25 protein-coding genes and 1 tRNA gene are annotated in these 16,953 nt (G+C 64.7%); 17 read left to right on the top strand and 9 right to left on the bottom strand.

From position 1 onward, the window contains the following. Positions 1 to 200: 200 nt before the first annotated feature. Both J2X70_RS16475 and J2X70_RS16470 read left to right on the top strand, forming a co-directional pair. Positions 201 to 512: a hypothetical protein gene (locus J2X70_RS16475; protein WP_025879046.1), complete on the top strand. Its 312-nt coding sequence runs from the start codon at positions 201 to 203 to the stop codon at positions 510 to 512. 44 nt (positions 513 to 556) lie between these two features. Continuing rightward, positions 557 to 632 (top strand) — tRNA-Ile (locus J2X70_RS16470). A gap of 14 nt (positions 633 to 646) precedes the next feature. Here J2X70_RS16470 and J2X70_RS16465 read toward each other — a convergent pair. Both J2X70_RS16465 and J2X70_RS16460 read right to left on the bottom strand, forming a co-directional pair. Then, entirely contained in the window at positions 647 to 796 is a 150-nt protein-coding gene (locus J2X70_RS16465; protein WP_154881118.1) for a hypothetical protein, read from the bottom strand. Beyond that, entirely contained in the window at positions 793 to 2,196 is a 1,404-nt protein-coding gene (locus tag J2X70_RS16460) for a hypothetical protein (RefSeq protein WP_154881117.1), read from the bottom strand. The genes J2X70_RS16465 and J2X70_RS16460 overlap by 4 nt, the downstream gene beginning before the upstream one ends. Positions 2,197 to 2,780: 584 nt before the next feature. Between J2X70_RS16460 and J2X70_RS16455 the strand changes: the two genes are divergently transcribed. Continuing rightward, the gene (locus J2X70_RS16455; protein ID WP_238582214.1) at positions 2,781 to 3,317 is read left to right on the top strand and encodes a hypothetical protein; all 537 of its coding nucleotides are present in this window, start codon (positions 2,781 to 2,783) and stop codon (positions 3,315 to 3,317) included. A gap of 483 nt (positions 3,318 to 3,800) precedes the next feature. Continuing rightward, positions 3,801 to 4,469 carry a hypothetical protein gene (locus J2X70_RS16450; RefSeq protein ID WP_099785524.1) on the top strand — a complete coding sequence of 223 codons (669 nt, stop codon included), beginning with the start codon at positions 3,801 to 3,803 and terminating at the stop codon, positions 4,467 to 4,469. 18 nt (positions 4,470 to 4,487) lie between these two features. Here the strand turns inward: J2X70_RS16450 and J2X70_RS16445 are convergent, their stop codons facing one another. Both J2X70_RS16445 and J2X70_RS16440 read right to left on the bottom strand, forming a co-directional pair. Further along, positions 4,488 to 4,808 carry a hypothetical protein gene (locus tag J2X70_RS16445; protein ID WP_025879041.1) on the bottom strand — a complete coding sequence of 107 codons (321 nt, stop codon included), beginning with the start codon at positions 4,806 to 4,808 and terminating at the stop codon, positions 4,488 to 4,490. 128 nt (positions 4,809 to 4,936) lie between these two features. Beyond that, complete coding sequence (locus J2X70_RS16440; RefSeq protein ID WP_218788030.1) at positions 4,937 to 5,281, bottom strand: winged helix-turn-helix transcriptional regulator; 345 nt, start codon at positions 5,279 to 5,281, stop codon at positions 4,937 to 4,939. Between the two features lie 87 nt (positions 5,282 to 5,368). On the opposite strand from J2X70_RS16440, the gene J2X70_RS16435 reads away from it, so the two are divergent. Further along, positions 5,369 to 5,695 (top strand): nuclear transport factor 2 family protein, encoded by a 327-nt coding sequence (locus tag J2X70_RS16435; RefSeq protein WP_309911254.1) that lies wholly within the window; start codon positions 5,369 to 5,371, stop codon positions 5,693 to 5,695. A gap of 120 nt (positions 5,696 to 5,815) precedes the next feature. Here the strand turns inward: J2X70_RS16435 and J2X70_RS16430 are convergent, their stop codons facing one another. Then, entirely contained in the window at positions 5,816 to 6,457 is a 642-nt protein-coding gene (locus J2X70_RS16430) for a glutathione S-transferase family protein (RefSeq protein ID WP_059065267.1), read from the bottom strand. A gap of 195 nt (positions 6,458 to 6,652) precedes the next feature. Between J2X70_RS16430 and J2X70_RS16425 the strand changes: the two genes are divergently transcribed. After that, on the top strand, positions 6,653 to 6,973 hold the full coding sequence (locus J2X70_RS16425) for a hypothetical protein (protein WP_080149919.1): 321 nt from the start codon (positions 6,653 to 6,655) through the stop codon (positions 6,971 to 6,973). 17 nt (positions 6,974 to 6,990) lie between these two features. Here J2X70_RS16425 and J2X70_RS16420 read toward each other — a convergent pair whose 3' ends face one another. Continuing rightward, a complete protein-coding gene (locus tag J2X70_RS16420) occupies positions 6,991 to 7,293 on the bottom strand; it encodes a hypothetical protein (protein WP_025879036.1) in 303 nt (100 codons plus the stop codon). A gap of 167 nt (positions 7,294 to 7,460) precedes the next feature. On the opposite strand from J2X70_RS16420, the gene J2X70_RS16415 reads away from it, so the two are divergent. The 7 genes from J2X70_RS16415 to J2X70_RS16385 all read left to right on the top strand — a co-directional run bounded on the left by J2X70_RS16415 (position 7,461) and on the right by J2X70_RS16385 (position 12,012). Beyond that, positions 7,461 to 7,691, top strand: a complete 231-nt coding sequence (locus J2X70_RS16415; RefSeq protein WP_133119357.1) for a hypothetical protein — start codon at positions 7,461 to 7,463, stop codon at positions 7,689 to 7,691. 97 nt (positions 7,692 to 7,788) lie between these two features. After that, positions 7,789 to 8,046, top strand: coding sequence for a hypothetical protein (locus J2X70_RS16410; RefSeq protein WP_223483464.1), 258 nt, complete (start codon positions 7,789 to 7,791; stop codon positions 8,044 to 8,046). Positions 8,047 to 8,089: 43 nt separating this feature from the next. Then, positions 8,090 to 8,305 carry a hypothetical protein gene (locus J2X70_RS16405; protein ID WP_025879033.1) on the top strand — a complete coding sequence of 72 codons (216 nt, stop codon included), beginning with the start codon at positions 8,090 to 8,092 and terminating at the stop codon, positions 8,303 to 8,305. Continuing rightward, positions 8,293 to 8,592, top strand: a complete 300-nt coding sequence (locus tag J2X70_RS16400; protein ID WP_025879032.1) for a hypothetical protein — start codon at positions 8,293 to 8,295, stop codon at positions 8,590 to 8,592. Before J2X70_RS16405 ends, J2X70_RS16400 begins: the two co-directional genes overlap by 13 nt. A 77-nt stretch (positions 8,593 to 8,669) precedes the next feature. Beyond that, positions 8,670 to 9,734, top strand: a complete 1,065-nt coding sequence (locus J2X70_RS16395) for a prolyl oligopeptidase family serine peptidase (protein WP_309911247.1) — start codon at positions 8,670 to 8,672, stop codon at positions 9,732 to 9,734. 312 nt (positions 9,735 to 10,046) lie between these two features. After that, positions 10,047 to 10,967, top strand: a complete 921-nt coding sequence (locus J2X70_RS16390) for an MBL fold metallo-hydrolase (protein WP_105164699.1) — start codon at positions 10,047 to 10,049, stop codon at positions 10,965 to 10,967. A 91-nt stretch (positions 10,968 to 11,058) separates the two neighbouring features. After that, the gene (locus J2X70_RS16385) at positions 11,059 to 12,012 is read left to right on the top strand and encodes an alpha/beta hydrolase (protein WP_032976695.1); all 954 of its coding nucleotides are present in this window, start codon (positions 11,059 to 11,061) and stop codon (positions 12,010 to 12,012) included. A 197-nt stretch (positions 12,013 to 12,209) separates the two neighbouring features. Here J2X70_RS16385 and J2X70_RS16380 read toward each other — a convergent pair whose 3' ends face one another. From J2X70_RS16380 to J2X70_RS16370, 3 genes are all read right to left on the bottom strand, one after another. Further along, positions 12,210 to 13,091 (bottom strand): RNA polymerase sigma-70 factor, encoded by an 882-nt coding sequence (locus tag J2X70_RS16380; RefSeq protein ID WP_025879027.1) that lies wholly within the window; start codon positions 13,089 to 13,091, stop codon positions 12,210 to 12,212. A gap of 83 nt (positions 13,092 to 13,174) precedes the next feature. Beyond that, complete coding sequence (locus tag J2X70_RS16375) at positions 13,175 to 13,582, bottom strand: cupin domain-containing protein (RefSeq protein WP_025879026.1); 408 nt, start codon at positions 13,580 to 13,582, stop codon at positions 13,175 to 13,177. A gap of 35 nt (positions 13,583 to 13,617) precedes the next feature. Then, positions 13,618 to 14,097: a carboxymuconolactone decarboxylase family protein gene (locus J2X70_RS16370; RefSeq protein WP_309911245.1), complete on the bottom strand. Its 480-nt coding sequence runs from the start codon at positions 14,095 to 14,097 to the stop codon at positions 13,618 to 13,620. A gap of 144 nt (positions 14,098 to 14,241) precedes the next feature. Here J2X70_RS16370 and J2X70_RS16365 point away from each other — a divergent pair, with 144 nt between their 5' ends. The 4 genes from J2X70_RS16365 (at position 14,242) to J2X70_RS16350 (ending at position 16,940) form a co-directional block, all read left to right on the top strand. After that, on the top strand, positions 14,242 to 14,499 hold the full coding sequence (locus tag J2X70_RS16365; protein WP_227416521.1) for a sigma factor-like helix-turn-helix DNA-binding protein: 258 nt from the start codon (positions 14,242 to 14,244) through the stop codon (positions 14,497 to 14,499). After that, the gene (locus tag J2X70_RS16360; RefSeq protein WP_051501663.1) at positions 14,496 to 15,527 is read left to right on the top strand and encodes a LysR family transcriptional regulator; all 1,032 of its coding nucleotides are present in this window, start codon (positions 14,496 to 14,498) and stop codon (positions 15,525 to 15,527) included. Before J2X70_RS16365 ends, J2X70_RS16360 begins: the two co-directional genes overlap by 4 nt. Positions 15,528 to 15,642: 115 nt before the next feature. Beyond that, a complete protein-coding gene (locus J2X70_RS16355; protein WP_309911241.1) occupies positions 15,643 to 16,410 on the top strand; it encodes an SDR family oxidoreductase in 768 nt (255 codons plus the stop codon). Positions 16,411 to 16,442: 32 nt separating this feature from the next. Beyond that, a complete protein-coding gene (locus tag J2X70_RS16350) occupies positions 16,443 to 16,940 on the top strand; it encodes an Ohr family peroxiredoxin (RefSeq protein WP_025879021.1) in 498 nt (165 codons plus the stop codon). Positions 16,941 to 16,953: the final 13 nt, after the last annotated feature.

Below are 16,953 nucleotides of genomic sequence, written 5' to 3'. Positions count from 1 at the left end.
AGCCGTGGCCATGCTTGGCTGCGGTTGGCGATGACGCATCCGCCCTTTGACGTGCGGAGATGACAGACGCACGCTGGCGTCGCAGGTGCTCAACACACCTCGTGGGCGGGCCGGATTACCGGCACCGGCGCGGACGCGCTGCGGGGACACGTGCAACGTGTATCTGCGGCATCACCCCTGTTGAGCATTGGAGCTTGGCCATGAAGGCTGTTGAACATGATGTGCCTGTTGTCGCTGCCCTGGATTTCCCGCCGTTGATGACGTGGCAGGACGTCATGCAGGACGAACTGGAGGATCGGCTGGGCTTCGCCCGACGGGCCACGCTGGCGCTGCTGACGCAATCGGGAGAACAGTTGGTTGCGGGGTTTGCCGGTGGCAACCGGAGGGGGCTGGAGGGCGCAATGAAGGCGGTGGCGCTGTTCCAGGCGCATCTGCAGGAGATGGAGCGGTTGGCGGGGATGGCGGAGCGACGGTTGCAGCGTGTTGGCGAGGCGCTTGCTGCTGCCGACTGAGTAGCCGACTCCGGCCGTGCTCCACTACACTGTGACGCTGCGCAGGGCCTATAGCTCAACGGTTAGAGCAGGGGACTCATAATCCCTTGGTTCCAGGTTCGAATCCTGGTGGGCCCACCATAAAAAACAGGCACTTAGGCGGCGGCCCAAGTGCCTTTTTTGTGCCGGCGGAAAAATTGCCGGGAAAATTCACTGCCGCAGCGCTCGGTGATCCCGATGATGACCTGCAGCTCATGTAGCTTCTGAATCGGGGAAGATACGTCGCTGTTGAGTACGTCGATCATGGTTGCCCCCTAGGCGTGATTCGAGAAAGATGAAACGGCGTGTACAGGGATCTTGGGGGGGATTGGCACGACACGATCGACGGTTTCGCGGAGCTGTCGGAATAGTCGATGCTCACTGCTCCTCCATTTCGGCAAGCTGAAATCCATGCAGATCGCGCGTCCAACACATGCTCTCTAAAATCAAACCCATCTACTGCCACGGGTTTTCCCCCAGGCCTCAGAGAGCTGCAGGTCTTCACTTCGGGATCAAGCACAATCACTCCGCCACCGGTAAACAGGCCGTAGTTCCCTTGGCAGTCGTTGCGTGAAACCTCTCGCATCAGTTCCGCGGCAATGCGGAACTGCTGGTCCTTGCTCAAGCCGCTGATCGTTTCGCGAAGCGCGTAGCCATTCTGGGCTAGAAGTTCGATCATCGCGTTCTGCACCGGCGATCGCGCACCGAATGCCTCATTGAAGTCGGTACTTCCATTGAAACGCGACGAGGAGTTCTCTTGCAGGGTACTTTTCCAGAACGTGCCCAGAGCGACTGCTGGATCAGAATCTATCCGGATGAGGTTGATGAAGGTGTAGACCATCCCGCAGGAGTACGCGAGTTGATACTCGCCCCCACTGATCAGGTCATTCAATGGTCGCTTCTTGTACTCTGCCTGGTCGATACATGACTCCGCAGCTGCGCCTACGTCGCGCGTGATCCCTTGCTCCTTACTCCCGGTCACCTCCGACAGAAACAAGCTCGCTGCCATTTCTGCCCCGCCCTCGAGCAGCATAATTCTGCTTTCCTGCGGGAGTGACTCCATCATCTGCACATCTTGATTCCATTGATGAAATGCTTCATGGGCAATGAAGTGAGACAAGTCATTTGGAAAGCCTTTTGAGGTGTCCAGGCAGCCCGCACGAAGGCCAATCAGCAGCAGTCCGGGCAATGAGCTTCCGCTGAAGCGGCAGCCCTGCTGGGTATTGGCGCCCTGCTCAAGCAAGAAGATTACAGAGCTCACGCTGTGCGGCTCAGGTCCCAGGGCACGCCTATAGAACTTCTGGGCCTTCTCCAGCCAATCCTGATATTGGCTCCTGAACGCCTGTGGCACGCCTTGATCCGCCAGCAGCGTTGGAACTGGTATTGGCCGCCCATCGCTGAAGAATGCGTAGCCTTCGAACAACGTCACTGGAGAGCTTGCTGGAAGCTGTGAGGTTTCTGGATCGATATCGCCACATAGGCGTTCAAACTGCGAATCATCAGGATTGATCAAGGGCTGGAGGTTGATCGCGACAGTGGAGGGCGCCAACCTGATGATCAGCGGATACTTTCTTCCTTCGGGAAGCAGGCTCCTGCTGATATCCAAGGTGTAGACGTGTTCGTCCGAGCGGGAGCGCTTCGACGCTTGCCACTCCTGCAGGTTCAATTTGGGCGTACTCCGCGCTGTCACACGCAAAGTCGCCTTTGACATGGCTGTGTCGACCTCAAGGCCGGACGCGAGGCAATCACGCGTCCCGGCCCATGCGTTTGCTGTGAGGAGAGCCCACAGGAGCAAGGCTGCCAACAGAGCCCATGGCTTTGGAGCTACGGGTACCAGTCGAATGAAAGCCTTGCCGGCAGTTTCGCGCATATCACCCCGTCCACAGCCACTTCCCTGAAGCCTCACACTCAGCATTGCTCAGCCCTCCCGGTGGTTTATCGCGAACCGTTAGTCTGCACTGTAATGACCCACCGGTTTCTGCTGAGGCCATGCGGTAATGTAGCGGCATAGGCCGCGTCCGCGGTCATTATTACCAATGCCAGGATGAGCCCGCCATCCTTGCCACCCGTTGTGCACCACCCTGACGTAGGCTTCCTGGCAGCTTCCGCAACGCAAGGATGCATCCAATGCCGGCACCCGCACATTCGCGCTTGATCACCGTAGCGGCCAGAACCCATCTCCGCCCCCTGGGCTGTGTGCAGAAAGGGCGCTCCAGAGTCTGGCTGGACGACCAGGGGAGGTGGGTCGGGATGGTTGAATTCCAGCCGTCTTCGTGGAGCAAAGGAAGTTATCTGAACGTTGGGGCGTGCTTCCTCTGGAATGAGAAGGACTTCCTGTCATTCGATGCCGGCCACAGGGTCGAGGGTTTCCACGAATTCACCAGTGACGCGCAGTTCGCAGTGGCGGCGACGTTCCTGGCCGAACGCGCGGGGCAGGAGGTGCTCGCATTGCGGGAGCGTTTCGCATCGCCTTCGCATGTGGAGGCCTGGATGGCAGCCAACGCAGGCCTGTCGTTATGGGGCCACTACCACGCGGCAGTCGCGGCAGGCGTTTCTGGTGCGGTTGACCAGAGCAGGCAACTGTTCGAGAAGATCATTGCCGATCCGCACGACGTGCCGTGGGCGATCAACCTCAAGCACCGATGCGAGGCGCTTCTCTGCAGTGTGCAGAACGGCGCTGAATTCGAAGCAGAAATCGCCAGCATGATCACTCGGACCCGACGTCAGCTGGGACTTGCTGAACATGCGCAGGCAATGCCCGCTTGGCTGCGACAGCATGATTCGTAAAGCGGGTTGAAGACGGCCACCTGTCAGCTAGGCGCGGTACCAGACCCAGTGCGAATGTCACCCCGCGGCCACCGCTGTGGCGCGATGCGTGTGCTGCAGCAGACGGAACAGGCTCAGGGATAGCAGGAAGGCGATCTGCTCGACCAGGAAAGCGGCAACCCCACTGGGACAGCTGCCGGTGGGCCACCAGGTTGCCCAGCATTGCTTGCGGGTCAGCCCCGACGCGCAGCTGCCTCGGCACATAGCCCAGACTGAAGATGCCGATGACCACCACCAGCAGGTACACCGCACCCGCGCTGCGGCTGATTGCACGTTCCGTTGCCATGTCCGGTACCCGCACAGGCGCAGAAGGTGGGCAGCCCGAACGCTACGAGAAGCATCGGCCGGCGGTGACTGCCAGAAGTCGGGTGGACAGCTGGCATCGCAGGCGCAGGCCCCGCCCGTGATCCCGGCTTCACGCCCCGCACGCTATCCACGGCGGTCATGGACCTCATACGACTGCTGCGATCGCTGGAAGAATTCCTCTACGAGCTGGTCGGCTGGCTGGTGTTCTATCCGCGGATGTTCTGGCGGGTACTGATTCACCCCGGCGAGGTCGCGCTCTACACCCGCCGCGAGCTCGGCAAGGATCTGGAGCACAGGTTTTCCGATGCGATCAGCCCGGTGCTGATGCTGATCCTGTCGGTGGCCATCGCCCATGCGCTGGAGATGGCGCTGCGCATGTCCTCGCCCCGGCTCAGTACACCGGTGGGGCAGCTGCTTTTCAGCAGCGAGCAGGGGCTGCTGCTCACCCGCTCTGCGGTGTTCTGCGTGTACGCGCTGGGTGCGGCACTGGGCACGCTTCGGCGCCAGCGGCTGCCCGTGAACCGCGAGACGCTGCGCGAGCCTTTCTCCATCCAGGCGTTCATCGCATGCCCCTTCGTGGTGGCACTCGCGCTGGCGCAGGCGGCAGCCGCGTCCCCGGCGCAGGCCGGCCCGTTCACCGCGCCAGCCATCGGCGCGCTGGCGGTGGCGTGGTACCTGTGGGCCCGCATGCGGGCCTTCGTGGCCTTGAATGGAGGATCAGCGCTGCGTGCGCTCGGCTCGGTAGTGGTCTCGTTCCTGCTGACGACGATCGGGGTTGTCGGCCTGTTTGCTGCCGTCATCCTCTGATCTTCAACAGGACGGCGATCACTCGAGAGCGTGATCGGACTTGCGCGGTGGTACTGCCGTGGCCTCTCCGCGCTGCAGGAGGTCGAAGAAATCCACTGCCTCCGCCGCCAGCGCATCGTGGGCGTCGAAATCCCAGTTCTGCTTGTACTCGCGGGCGAGCAGATCACAGACGGCCTTGGCCTGCTGGTAGGTCTGCGACTTCTCCCCGCGATCGGCCAGCTGGTCGCGGTGGATCTGGCACAGCATGAGCTGGTGGGCATCTTCGGCCCGCTCGCGCTCCCAGCCGATGTCGGGCAGGGCGGACAGTGCTGAGGCAAGCGCGATGGCAATCAAGGGCATGATCCGGTTCCGGGCAGGGGGCGGAACCTGAGCGTAGGTGATGGTGCAGTGCGCGTGGCGGCACGCGCGATGGCCGTTTTACAGGGTGTTCACCATTCGCAGCAGCATGGTTGCTGCGCTGAAGGTGGTCATGCCGATGGCTCGCCTGCCGCTGGTTTCTGCTCCTGCCACAGCAGCAGCGCGTCCAGTGCCGGGCACAGGGCCTGCCCCCACGCGCTCAGTCGATACTCCACTTTCGGTGGCACCTGCGGATACACCGTGCGCAGCACGATGCCGTCGGCTTCCAGTGCACGCAGCTGCTGCGCCAGCATCTTCTGCGAGATGCCGGGGATGAGCCGCTCCAGGTCGGAATAGCGCTGCACCTTGCCGTCGAACAGGTGGAAGAGGATCAACAGCTTCCAGCGGCCTTCCAGCAATGCGAGTGCACTGGTCACGTCCGCGGCGGCGGTCTCAGGGGTATAGGCCTTTCTCATGGGGTGGGTCACTTACCTTCAGGTGCGTTCTTGTGGCGGCCAGGGTGCGGTTCGAGAATAGCGCCAGTCCCGCCTGGAGTGCCTGCGATGTCGATTGATCTTCCCGCGCCGTTGTCCCGCTATTTCCTGCTGGCCAATGGCGAGCCCGGAACCCACGTAGAGCAGTGCTTTGCCGCAGGCGCGACGGTGCGCGATGAGCGGCAGCAACACCAGGGACACACGGCGATTGCCGCCTGGGTGGCGCAGACGCGTGCGGCCTACCAGCAACACGTGGTCCCCCTGCAGCTGCACGTACAGGACGGTCGCTACATCGTGTCTGCGGAGGTCAGCGGCACGTTCCCGGGCAGCCCGGTGGTGCTGACGCACGCGTTCACCCTGGAAGGGGATGGCATCGTCGCGCTGGACATCCACTGATCCAGTGGCGGTTGCTTCCGGAGATCGGGTGGCACGCGGATGGCTGCCGATTGACGCGTAGCAGTACCAATGGATGGCGAACTCCACGCATGGCGTGGAGCTACTGGGAGCGGCGTGGAGCTACAGGTTCTGGAACACCGCCAGCTGCGCGGCGAAGGCACGCTGGTAGGCCGGCCGCGCGGTCGCGCGGTCAACGTAGGCAGCAAGGTCTGGATACTCGCCGACGATGCCGCTGCTCTGCAGCCGCAGCAGCACCGACACCATCAGCAGATCGCCGGCGCTGAAGTCTCCGTCCAGCCATGGTGCATCGCCCAGCCGGGCGGACAGCTGGCTCAGCCGCCTGCGCACGCGCTCGTCCAGCATCACCAGCCGTTGCGCGTACCAGGGCTGTTCGCGTTCCAGCACCCACGCCATGGAGCGTTCGACGATCGGCGGCTCCACAGTGTTCAGCGCGGCGAACATCCAGGTGATCGCACGCATGCGCGCACCCGTATCGGCGGGCAGCAACCCGGGGTGCTGTTCGGCCAGGTGCAGCAGGATCGCGCCTGATTCAAACAGCACTACGTTGCCATCCTCATAGGTGGGAATCTGACCGAACGGATGCCGCGCCAGGTGTGCGGGTTGCTTCATCTCCTCGAAGGTGAGCAGATGGACGTCGTAGGCGAGGCCCAGCTCTTCCAGCGCCCAGCGCACGCGCATGTCGCGGGCCAGCCCCTGGCCACGGTCGGGGGAATGCTTGAATGCGGTCAGGATCGGCGTCATCAGGATATCCATCGGCGTTGGCTGCCACGTTGGCCGGCCTTTCTTCTCTTGACGCGCGGACGGGTCGGCAATCGACACGCCTCCGCTGACCGAGGGGCCGACATCGCCGGCCCGGATGAACGGTTCACGTCGGACGATTCGCCCGGGAGGGTCGGTGCAGCGATACTGCCGTCCTGCACACCCTTGGGGAAGTACGTGAGCACGTCCAGACTGCCGCGCATCGTTGGGTTCGACGTGCCACGGCTTCACCAGCAGGTCGATGCGACTGCCGATGAAGCCATCACCGCGCTGCTCGATCAGGCACCGGATGAACAGTGGACCGGCCGCTTCCTGCAGCACTGCGCGACGTTGGCATCGCAGCTTTCATTGGCGGAAGTGAGGGTGGAGGGCACCCGCATTGCCTTCCATGGCTCCATCGCCGATGCGCGTGCCTTGGCCGATGCGGTCATCGCGCTGGTGAACCGGTTGAATGATCAGCTGATGCAGGAAGGCAACCAGCTCGCCGGCGAGGAGTGATCTGCCCGCAGCCGGTGTCAGCCCGCTTGCGGGGCCAATGCCGGCCCGGACAGGCGCGCCCAGCAGCCCATCGCCATTTCCGCCGACCCCGGGTGGCCACGCAGGCTGGTGCGCAGCGCAAGCCGTGACTGCAGATCGGTGAGCCACGCCGTGCGCGTGCCATGTGGGTTGCGGACATAGATGTCGCACGCCAGGCGGATGACCGGTGCGACCTCGTGGCGGAAGTTGATGGCGGGCAGATCGCCCGTCTGGAACGCGGCCTGCCAATGCTGCAGCTCGCGCTCGACGTCAACGAAGTCCTTGTTGGTGATGCGTTCCATGAGACTTCTCCTGTTGGAACGCCAACGTACACCTGTGCATGTCAGGAGCCTGTGTGTGCGCAGCGCTGCTCATGGTGCCCGTTCATTAATCTCCGGCTTTCATGCAGCTGCGTAACCGGCCCACGCCCACAGTGGCGTTGCAGCAGATCGCTGCGGTGGAGCAAGACATGAACAACAATACGCCGCAAGGCCAGACCGACCGCACCAACGCCCCGACCGGAATCAAGCAGGCCGCCCAGCACGGCCAGGCTGATGGCAACGCAATGGGCGGCGACCGGAAGCAGGACGGCAAGCAGCGCCAGCAGGAGCAGCAGGTCCAGCAGGATGCAAAGCCGGTCGGCCCGCAGAAGTCCGGGCAGGAACAGAAGAGCGAGCCGGGCCGTGACACCCGTCGCTGAGCAGTAAGCGAAGAAGAGGCCGCGCGTTGCGCGGCTTTCCTCTGTCCAACGTTCGGGAAGAGCGCTGATGCCATCCCATGCCCGTGCGGTAAGCCTGATGACGAAGATCATGTACCAGTGCCGTCCGGCAAGAACGACGACGATGGCGCGCTGCCGCGCCTGCCAGGCCCCCAGTCCGGGTGGCATGGAGTGCGCGCGTTGCCTTACCGAAGAACTCGGGGGCGTGATCGGCAACCGCGGTGCTGCGGCACGCTGGCTGGATTCGTTCCTGAAGGTGCAGCAGGACGAGGCATTCGTTTTCGTGTGCGCCAAGCGGGTCGAGGAAATCGCGTCGGCGGGTCGCAGTCTGGAGTGACATTGCGCAGGCGTATGCTCGAACTCCAATGGGAGCGAGCGTCATGTCTTTTCAGATCAACCTCTATGACAGGGACGGACGCGGGCTTCGCCTTCCCGATGGATGGTGGATCGACCTGCACACCGATCCCCCCGCGCTGGTCAACGGCGCTGTCCGCATCGATCTGCCGGCGTCCGCGCGCAACGAGCATCCTGATCTGCAACCGGACGTCCTGAACCATCTCCGCCGCCGTATTGAAGGTGCGCAATGGCTAACCTGACCTACCATCCGCCGCTGGGCGTGCGCTGGCTGACGTTCCGCCTGCGCAACGGTCAATCCATCGGACCGGAGAAGCTGCGGGCCGTGTGGTCCGATGCCGCAGAAACCAACAACTGTTCGGTGCGCCGCGAGCACGTGGAAGGCGCCGGCTTCGTCTATGCGCTGTACGCACCGAGCGGGCTGTGCGTTCCGCGCCGGGCGGAACTGCGCATGCGGCTGTTGCTGGAAGAAGCGGGCTACGCGTTTTCGATGGGCGTGCTTACCGGCAGCCATCCTGCCTACGGTTGAGCGCAGGGCGATCTGATCGGCCCGGAGGTTGCTAGACTGCGCGCCCCGCGCGTTGCCGCAATCACGGAAGATTCCCCATGCCGAAGCTGTCTGCTCTTGCTATTTTCCTGGCGCTCGCTGTCTGCGCGCCAACCGCACACGCCGAGGAACAGGACAGCGCCTCGACCATCGCGTTCAAGTCGATCAGCCCGGTGCTGAATGCCCTGATCAATGCCGACGATGCGCAGGACCTGATGGAGCGGGCCGAGGAAGACGACGCCACGCTGCTGCAGTCGCTGGCGCTCTATCTGGCCGCAACCCGCGAAGACCCCACGTTGGCGCAGGCGCCGTACCACGCAGCGGCATTGTTCGCACGCCGCGGTGACGATGCGCTGGCCGAGCGCTATCTGCGCCAAGCCGATGAGCGTGGCATGTGGTTCGCGCCCGCGCTGGCCGACAACGATGACTTCGAGCACCTGCGCGGAACGCCGTTCTTCAAGCAGGTGCTGGCCAATACGCAGGCACGCTACGCGAAAGTGTCGGTGGGCAAGGTAGGCGCCATCTCGGTGCTGCCCCCTTCGAAGGGGGTTGCGATGCCGGCCTGTGCGCCGGTGCTGGTGTGGCTGCACGGCTACGGCATCAACGGCCACCTGGACAGCAGCGAGCAGCCGCTGGCCGATGCTGGTGTGGTGTTGCTGGGCATCAACGGTACGGAGATGCGCGAGTCGTTCGACAGCTTCAGCTGGACCGGCCCGTATGAGGGCACGCACAAGGTGGTGCAGGCGGGGCTGGAGCAACTGGCCGCGCGCCAGTGCATCGACCGCAAGCAGGTGTACCTGATGGGTTTCTCGCAGGGCTCGCAGCATGCCGGCGCGCTGCTGGCGCAGCATCCGGATGACTATGCCGGTGCATTGCTGGTGTCGCCGGGTGGCTGGCGCCAGCCGGTGCCCACGCAGAGCGGCGCGCACGGCAAGCGGGTGTTCGTCATCAACGGCGAGCAGGAAGGGCCGGCGAACCAGAAGATGAGCGCGGATTTCCGCGCCCTTTTCAGCGATGGCAACGAGCTCCGGTCGCGTACCCATGAGGGTGGCCATTTCTATCCGGACGACTGGAAGACCTCGTTCCCACAGGCCATCCGCTGGCTGATGGGCAAGGGCGGCTGAGCGAAGCCCACCGGGTGGCAGGCGGTGGGCGGGAACCACGTCGCCCACTGCTTCCCAAAAGGCAACGCCACGAGCCCGCCTGCGGGTCTACTGCGCACCGCCTGCGTTGCCTACGCTGATCCCACACGGCCCTTGCCGTGCTCCGGGGCCACGACAGCTCGTGGATCCCGTCTTCAATCGAACCAGCGGCGCTGTGCTGCAGGGCATTGCTGCCCGGCAACGCCATGCCCTGCGCCGTGCGAAGGCGTACCCCGGAACTGTCCGCCGGCCCTGCTTCACTGCCTGCCAGCCAACCTTCGTGGAGATCGCCTCATGTTCAGCCTGGAAAACACCATTGCCCCTGCCGCGCCCGCGCTCGACGAGCTTGTTCCCTCGCGCTACGCCCTGAAAGTCGGTGATATCGATGTGCTGGTGGTCAGCGACGGCGTGCTGCCGCTGCCGACGCAGATGCTCGGCCACAACGTGCAGGCGTCCGAGCGCGCCGAATGGTTCGACGAGATGTACCTGCCACAGGATGCGTTCGACTGGGCGTTGAACGTGATGGTGGTGCACAGCGGTGAGCGCACCATCCTGATCGATGCCGGCCTGGGCATGGACCCGGACCTGCAGCTGCCGCGCGCCGGCCAGTTGATCCGCCGCCTCGGCGCTGCCGGTATCGATCTGCGCGAGATCACCGACGTGGTGATCACCCACATGCACATGGACCACATCGGTGGCCTGCTGGTGGACGGAGTGAAAGCACAGCTGCGGCCGGATCTGAAGATCCATGTCGCGGCGTCGGAAGTGGCGTTCTGGAAGTCGCCCGACTTCACCCGCACCAACATGCCACAGGGGTTCCCGGACGCGCTTCGCGCAACGGCCACGCATTTCTGGGCCGAGTACGGCAGTTTCGTGCACACCTTCGAGGATGAGCATGAGATCGCACCGGGCGTAGTCGCGCGCCGCACCGGCGGCCACACGCCGGGCCACTGCGTGGTGCGCGTTGCTTCGGGGGGCCAGGCGCTGACCTTTGCTGGCGATGCCGTGTTCGCCGTCGGTTTTGATCAACCGAACTGGCACAACGGTTTCGAGCACGACCCGGAGGAAGCGGCGCGGGTGCGCATTGAACTGCTCAATGCGCTGGCCGGCACCGGCGAGATGCTGGTGGCCACGCACCTGCCGTTCCCGTCGGTGGGCCGGGTGTCCCGCGAGGGCGAGGCGTTCCGCTGGGTGCCGGTGTTCTGGGATTTCTGATCAAGTTTTATGGACTTCAGGTCACCAATGGTCCCGGGCAGGGGCGCAAAGTAGCCCCTGTCGAAACCCACCCATCCGCTGGAGGTCCACCATGAACACCGTTACCCGCACCCTCGCTGCAACTGCCCTGGCCCTGTCGATGCAGGCGGGCCTGTCCGCCCAGGCCGCCGCGCCGGCACACCCGTCCGCACCCAGCGCTGTCACGCGCACCGCCAGCACCATCACCACCGCCGATGGTGTGCAGCTGTACTACAAGGACTGGGGCCCGAAGAACGGGCCGGTGGTGACCTTCAGCCATGGCTGGCCACTGGATTCGGACAGCTGGGAATCGCAGATGATGTTCCTGGCGGACCACGGTTACCGGGTGGTCGCACACGACCGCCGTGGCCACGGTCGTTCCAGCCAGCCTTGGGATGGCAACGACATGGATCACTATGCCGATGATCTGGCCACGGTGATCAATACGCTGGACCTGAAGGACGTCACGCTGGTGGGCTTCTCCACCGGCGGCGGCGAAGTGGCGCGCTACATCGGTCGCCATGGCACGGGACGGGTGAAGAAGGCCGTGCTGATCAGTTCGGTGCCGCCGTTCATGCTGAAAACCGCAGACAACCCGGGTGGCGTTCCGATCGAAGTGTTCGACGGCATCCGCAAGGCGCAGCTGGAGAACCGCTCGCAGCTGTACAAGGACATTCCGTCTGGTCCGTTCTATGGATTCAACCGACCGGGCGCGAAGGTCAACCAGGCGATGGTCGATGCATGGTGGGCGCAGGGCATGCTGGGTGGGCAGAAGAACACCTACGACTCGATCGCCGCGTTCTCGGCGACCGACTTCCGCGCTGACCTGCAGAAGTTCGATGTGCCGACCCTGGTGATCCACGGCGACGACGATCAGATCGTGCCGATCGACGTGGCGGGACGGATGTCGGCCAAGCTGATCAAGGGCGCCAGGCTGATCGTCTACCCGGGCGCGCCGCATGGTCTGACCGAGACCCACAAGGACAAGGTCAACCAGGACCTGCTGGCCTTCCTGCAGCAGAAGTAGCCACAAGGGCAGCCGTCAGCCAGCACGGAGACCGGTAGAGCCACGCCATGCGTGGCTTTGCCGTGCATGAAGGCAACCGCATCCACGCATGGCGTGGATCTACTGGATTGACGCAGGGTGGAGAGCCCGCCGGCAGAGCCACGCCATGCGCGGCTTTGCTGTGCATGAAGGCAACCGCATCCACGCATGGCGTGGATCTACTGGATCGAGGTTGGCTGGTTCAGGCCCTGCAGCTTGTGCGGGTTGCGCTGCACCAGGATCTGCACGATCTGCTCGCCGTTGGTATCGAAGGCCATTGCCGATTCCAGCACGTCGTCGAAGTAACGCAGCAGCCCCAGGCGTCCGTTGATCATACTCGGCACCATGCGCAGCTGGTCCTTGCGCCGCAGGTGCGGAGCGTACAGCAGCTGTGCGATGCGTGCGCCGCCGACCATCGGTTTCGGGAAGCTGGTGACGATGCCGCCGCCATCGCCGATCAGCACGGCCGATTCGGCCATCAGGGTTTTCATCGTCCTGAAGTCGCCATTGGCGATGGCCTCTGCGAAACGCCGCATCAGTTTCTGGTGCACGTCCTGCGGCACGTTGTAGCGCGGTCGCTCCTGCCGCAGCTGCAGGCGTGCGCGGTGCACGATCTGCCGGCAGGCGGCTTCGGTCTTGTCCAGCGTGCGTGCCACCACGTCGTAATCCTGGTCGAACACATCGTGCAGCAGGAACGCGGCACGCGCGTCCGGGGCCAGCCGCTCCAGCACGTTGAGGAAGGCCACCGACAGATCACTGGCCGTTTCCAGCATGTACTCGGGTGTGCCGGTGTCTTCGGTGAGCAGCGGCTCGGGCAGCCACATGCCGACATAGTGCTCGCGCGTGCGCCGAGCCAGGCGCAGGCCATCGATGGCGCGGCGGGTGGTGGTGGCCACCAGCCAGGCTTCGGCGTTCTCGATGTCCTGCTGGTTGGCGCCATGCCAGCGCAGCCAGACATCCTGCACCACGTCCTCGGCCTCGTGCGAGGAGCCGAGCATGCGGTAGGCCACGCCGAACAGGCGCGGGCGTAGTCGGGTGAACAGTGCGGTGGGGTCGTCCATGCCAGCAGAGACGGGACAGGTCCGCCGATTGTGACACCGGCGGACCTGTGGGAGTGGCGGGTACTGCCCCGGACCGGTGGCGGTCAGCGTGGTGGCAGTACCGCCGGCTTGCCGATGTCCTTGATCAGGAACACGACGAATGTCGCCGGTTCGGTCTGGCTGGCATTGCGGCCGACGGTATGCAGATCGTCCGGGCCCTCATGGAAGGCCTCCCCCGGGCCGAGGGTAACCTCGCGGCCGCCAGCCACGCCCATCACGATGCGGCCCTGCAGCACATAGACGAAGCCGTGGGCATCGTGCCGGTGTACGGGATCGGCGCCGCCGGGTGGGTACTGCACCGTCAGGATCAGTGCTTCCTTGCCCGGCTGTTCCGGCAACGGACGGGTCATGACCTCGCGCACGATGGGCTCGGGCGCGGTGGGCGGCGGCGTGGCGGCGATGCTGGTCAACGGCAGCAGGGCCAGCAGCGCCAGGGAACGGAGAGAACGCATGGCAGGTCTCCAGCAGGGAAGTGTGCAGTCGACGCTCAGGCCAGACCGGCCTTGTCCAGGCCAAAGGCCTGGTCCAGCGAGCCGGGTTGCGTACGGAAGGCGACGTTGGCGCGGTTCCAGGCATTGATCGCCATCACCGCGTAGGTCAGATCGACGATTTCCTGTTCGGACAGCTGACTACGCACGCGCTCATACACGTCGTCCGCAACCCCCTGCGCAGGGAGGTGGGTGAGTACGTCGGTCCACGCCAGGCAGGCCCGTTCGCGCGCACTGAATAGGTTCGATTCGCGCCACGCCGCGACATGGTGCAGGCGCAGCGCGCGCTCGCCACGGATCGTCGCTTCCTTCACGTGCATGTCCAGGCAGAACCCGCAGCCGTTGAGCTGCGAGGCGCGGATGTTGACCAGGTCGATGATGGCCGCTTCGATCGAGCTGTTGTGCGCGGCGTGGGAGAAGGTGCCGAGCTTCCTGAAGAGTTCCGGCGACTGTGCGGCGTAGTCCAAGCGTTGGCTCATGACGGTGTTCCGATGGGAGTTGAGGGACGCAGCGAGGCTAGGCCCGCTGCATGCGGGGCGGTAGGCGAGGGCAGGGCTGCACGGTGTTGCACGAAAAACACCAATGGACTGTCACAGCGGCGGATGCTCGCCCGTCTGCCGGGCATGGACACCTCATCCGCCCCGAACCGCGCAGCAGCCTGCCCCGCCAGTGAGCGGGTCTGGCAGGCCTTCCTTGCCGCATTGCACGAACTGCCACCGGACATGCGGGCCGTGCTGTTGCTGCATGACGTGCTGGGCGCGGGCTTTGAAGACATCGCGCCGCTGCTTGGGCTGGAGCTGCCGGCATGCCGCCAGCGACTGGCCCGTGCACGCGCCCACCTGCTTGCCCGACGCGACTTCCAGGAGCCCGGAACACCATGAATGTCATGCCGCAGTCCTGCCTGGCCAGCGACGGCCGCGATTCCCTCACGGCGTCCTTCTCCGCCAGCTATGCCGGGGTCCTGGCATTCATCGCGGTAGCCGCCGAGGGCAGCTTCGCCCGCGCCGGTGATCGCCTCGGCATCGGTCGTTCGGCCGTCAGCCGCAGCGTGCAGAAGCTGGAGGGACAACTGGGCGTGCGCCTGTTCCTGCGCACCACGCGCTCGACAACACTCACCCGCGAAGGCGAGCTGTTCCTGGAGGGCTGCAGCCCGGGCGTTGCCAGCATCCTGCAGGCGCTGGATGAAATGCGCGACCTGCGCGAAGGACCGCCGCGCGGGCATCTGCGGATCAGTGCGACCCATGGCTTCGGACGCCGGGTGATCGCGCCGCTGCTGTCTGCGTTCCGCGCGGAGTATCCAGAGGTCTCTGTGGAGTTGCTGCTGGACGAGCAGGCACCGGACCTGGCCGCCGATCGCATCGATGTGGCGTTCCGCGATGGCGTGCTGGAAGACAGCCAGGTGATCGCCAAGCAGCTGGTGCCGATGCAGCTGGTGGTCTGTGCATCGCCCGCGTATGTGCAGGCGCATGGCCTGGCAGACACCATCGAAGTGTTGTCCACCCATGCCTGCATCGGTCGACGCCTTCCCGGTGGGCGCCTGCAGCGCTGGGACTTCCGTGTGGACGGCCAGGATGTGAATCTGCAGCCGCCGGCGGAGGTGGTGTTCAATGATGCCGATCTTGTCCTGCAGGCAGTGATCGACGGGTTGGGGATCGCCCAGCTGCCCAGCTACCAGGTAAGTGATGCGTTGCGCGCAGGCGCTGTAGTGACCTGCCTGGACCGCTACGCGCCGCACGATCGTGGCCACTATCTGTGCTATCTCAGCCGACGCCAGCTGCCCAAGCGGATCCGCGCGTTCATCGATTTCAGCACCCAGCGCATACGCGCGCTGGATCTGGATGTGTTCTCGCACTGGGAAGCGCGGCAGCAGGCGGCAGCGCAGCGCGATGCGGCCCCGGCATGGGCATGACCGCATTGGTGCCGATGCGGCAACAGTGCGTGGCCCGCTGCGGATCTACTGCGCCGGCCAATGCGTTCCTAGCATGCAGCCACATCCGAACTTTCCACGTTCCAGGAGACCTGTCATGAAGATTCTCGTCATCGGTGGCACCGGCCGCATCGGCAGCAAGGTGGTTGATCGCCTGCATGCGGCCGACCATGACGTCGTCGTCGCTGCACCCTCCACCGGTATCGATGTGCTGAGCGGCGAGGGCCTGGCCGCTGCGATGGCGGGCACCGAGGTAGTGGTCGACCTGGCCAACTCGCCCTCGTTCGAAGATGCGGCGGTGCTGTCGTTCTTCGTGACGGCCGGCCACAACATCCTGGCGGCCGCGGCGCAGGCAGGCGTACGCCATCATGTCGCGCTGTCGGTGGTGGGTACCGACAAGCTGGCGGCCAGCGGCTATTTCCGCGGCAAGATCGCCCAGGAACGCCTGATCCGCGATTCGGGCCTGGCGTACACGATCATCCACTCGACACAGTTCTTCGAGTTCCTGCCGGGCATCCTCCAGGCAGCCGGTGACGGCCAGACCCTGCAGCTGCCGACCGCCGCAGTGCAGCCGATCGCCGCCGAGGATGTGGCCGATGCGGTTGCGCGCATCGCGCTGCAGGCACCAGCCAATGGCGTGGTGGAGATCGCCGGCCCGGAACGCGAATCGATGGCGGTGCTGGCGCAGCGCTTCCTGCAGGCAACCGGTGACGCGCGTGAAGTGGTTGGCGATGCCCAGGCGCGCTACTTCGGTGCGCAGCTGCAGCAGGACACGCTGGTGCCGGTGGGCCAGGCATGGTTCGGCACGATCGGCTTCGAGCGCTGGTTGCAGCAGTCCGGGCTGGCACAGGGCCAGCCGGCCTGATCGGCGGTGGACGCTGACAGCAGGAACCTGCGATGACCGGGCTGAAACCGCCTCCGCACACGGTGCTCGACAAGTACCACGGTGATGAGGTGCGCCCGCTGTACACCGGGCGGGTGCGGGTCAGTGGTGGCGTGGCACAGCATGGCCGCGCGTCGGGCGTGGTGCGGTCCGATGATGGTGCGCTGTCAGTGGACCTGCGGTTGCCTGCTGAGCTGGGTGGACCCGGTGGCGGTACCAATCCCGAGCAGTTGCTGGCGGCGGGCTACGCCGGCTGCTTCCACGGTGCGATGGTGCTGGTGGCTGCGCGTGCGGGAATGGAACTGGTCGAGCCGAGCATCGAGGTAGCGGTGACGTTCGCGCGAGATCCCGTGGACGGCCTGTACCTGCTGTCGGCCGAGATCGTGGTGTGCCTGCCTGGCATGGACCCGATACGTGCAGCCGAACTGGTGCGCAACACCGAGCGGGTCTGTCCGTACGCGAAGATGTTCCATCGGGGCATCAGCCACGTGGTGCGGGTAGCGGTGGACTAGACATGCGGTGCGG

The organism is Stenotrophomonas sp. 1337 (assembly GCF_031455455.1).
Classification (GTDB): domain Bacteria; phylum Pseudomonadota; class Gammaproteobacteria; order Xanthomonadales; family Xanthomonadaceae; genus Stenotrophomonas; species Stenotrophomonas indicatrix.
The sequence above is the reverse complement of the archived record's forward strand: the minus strand, read 5'-3'. Positions and strand labels throughout refer to the sequence as shown.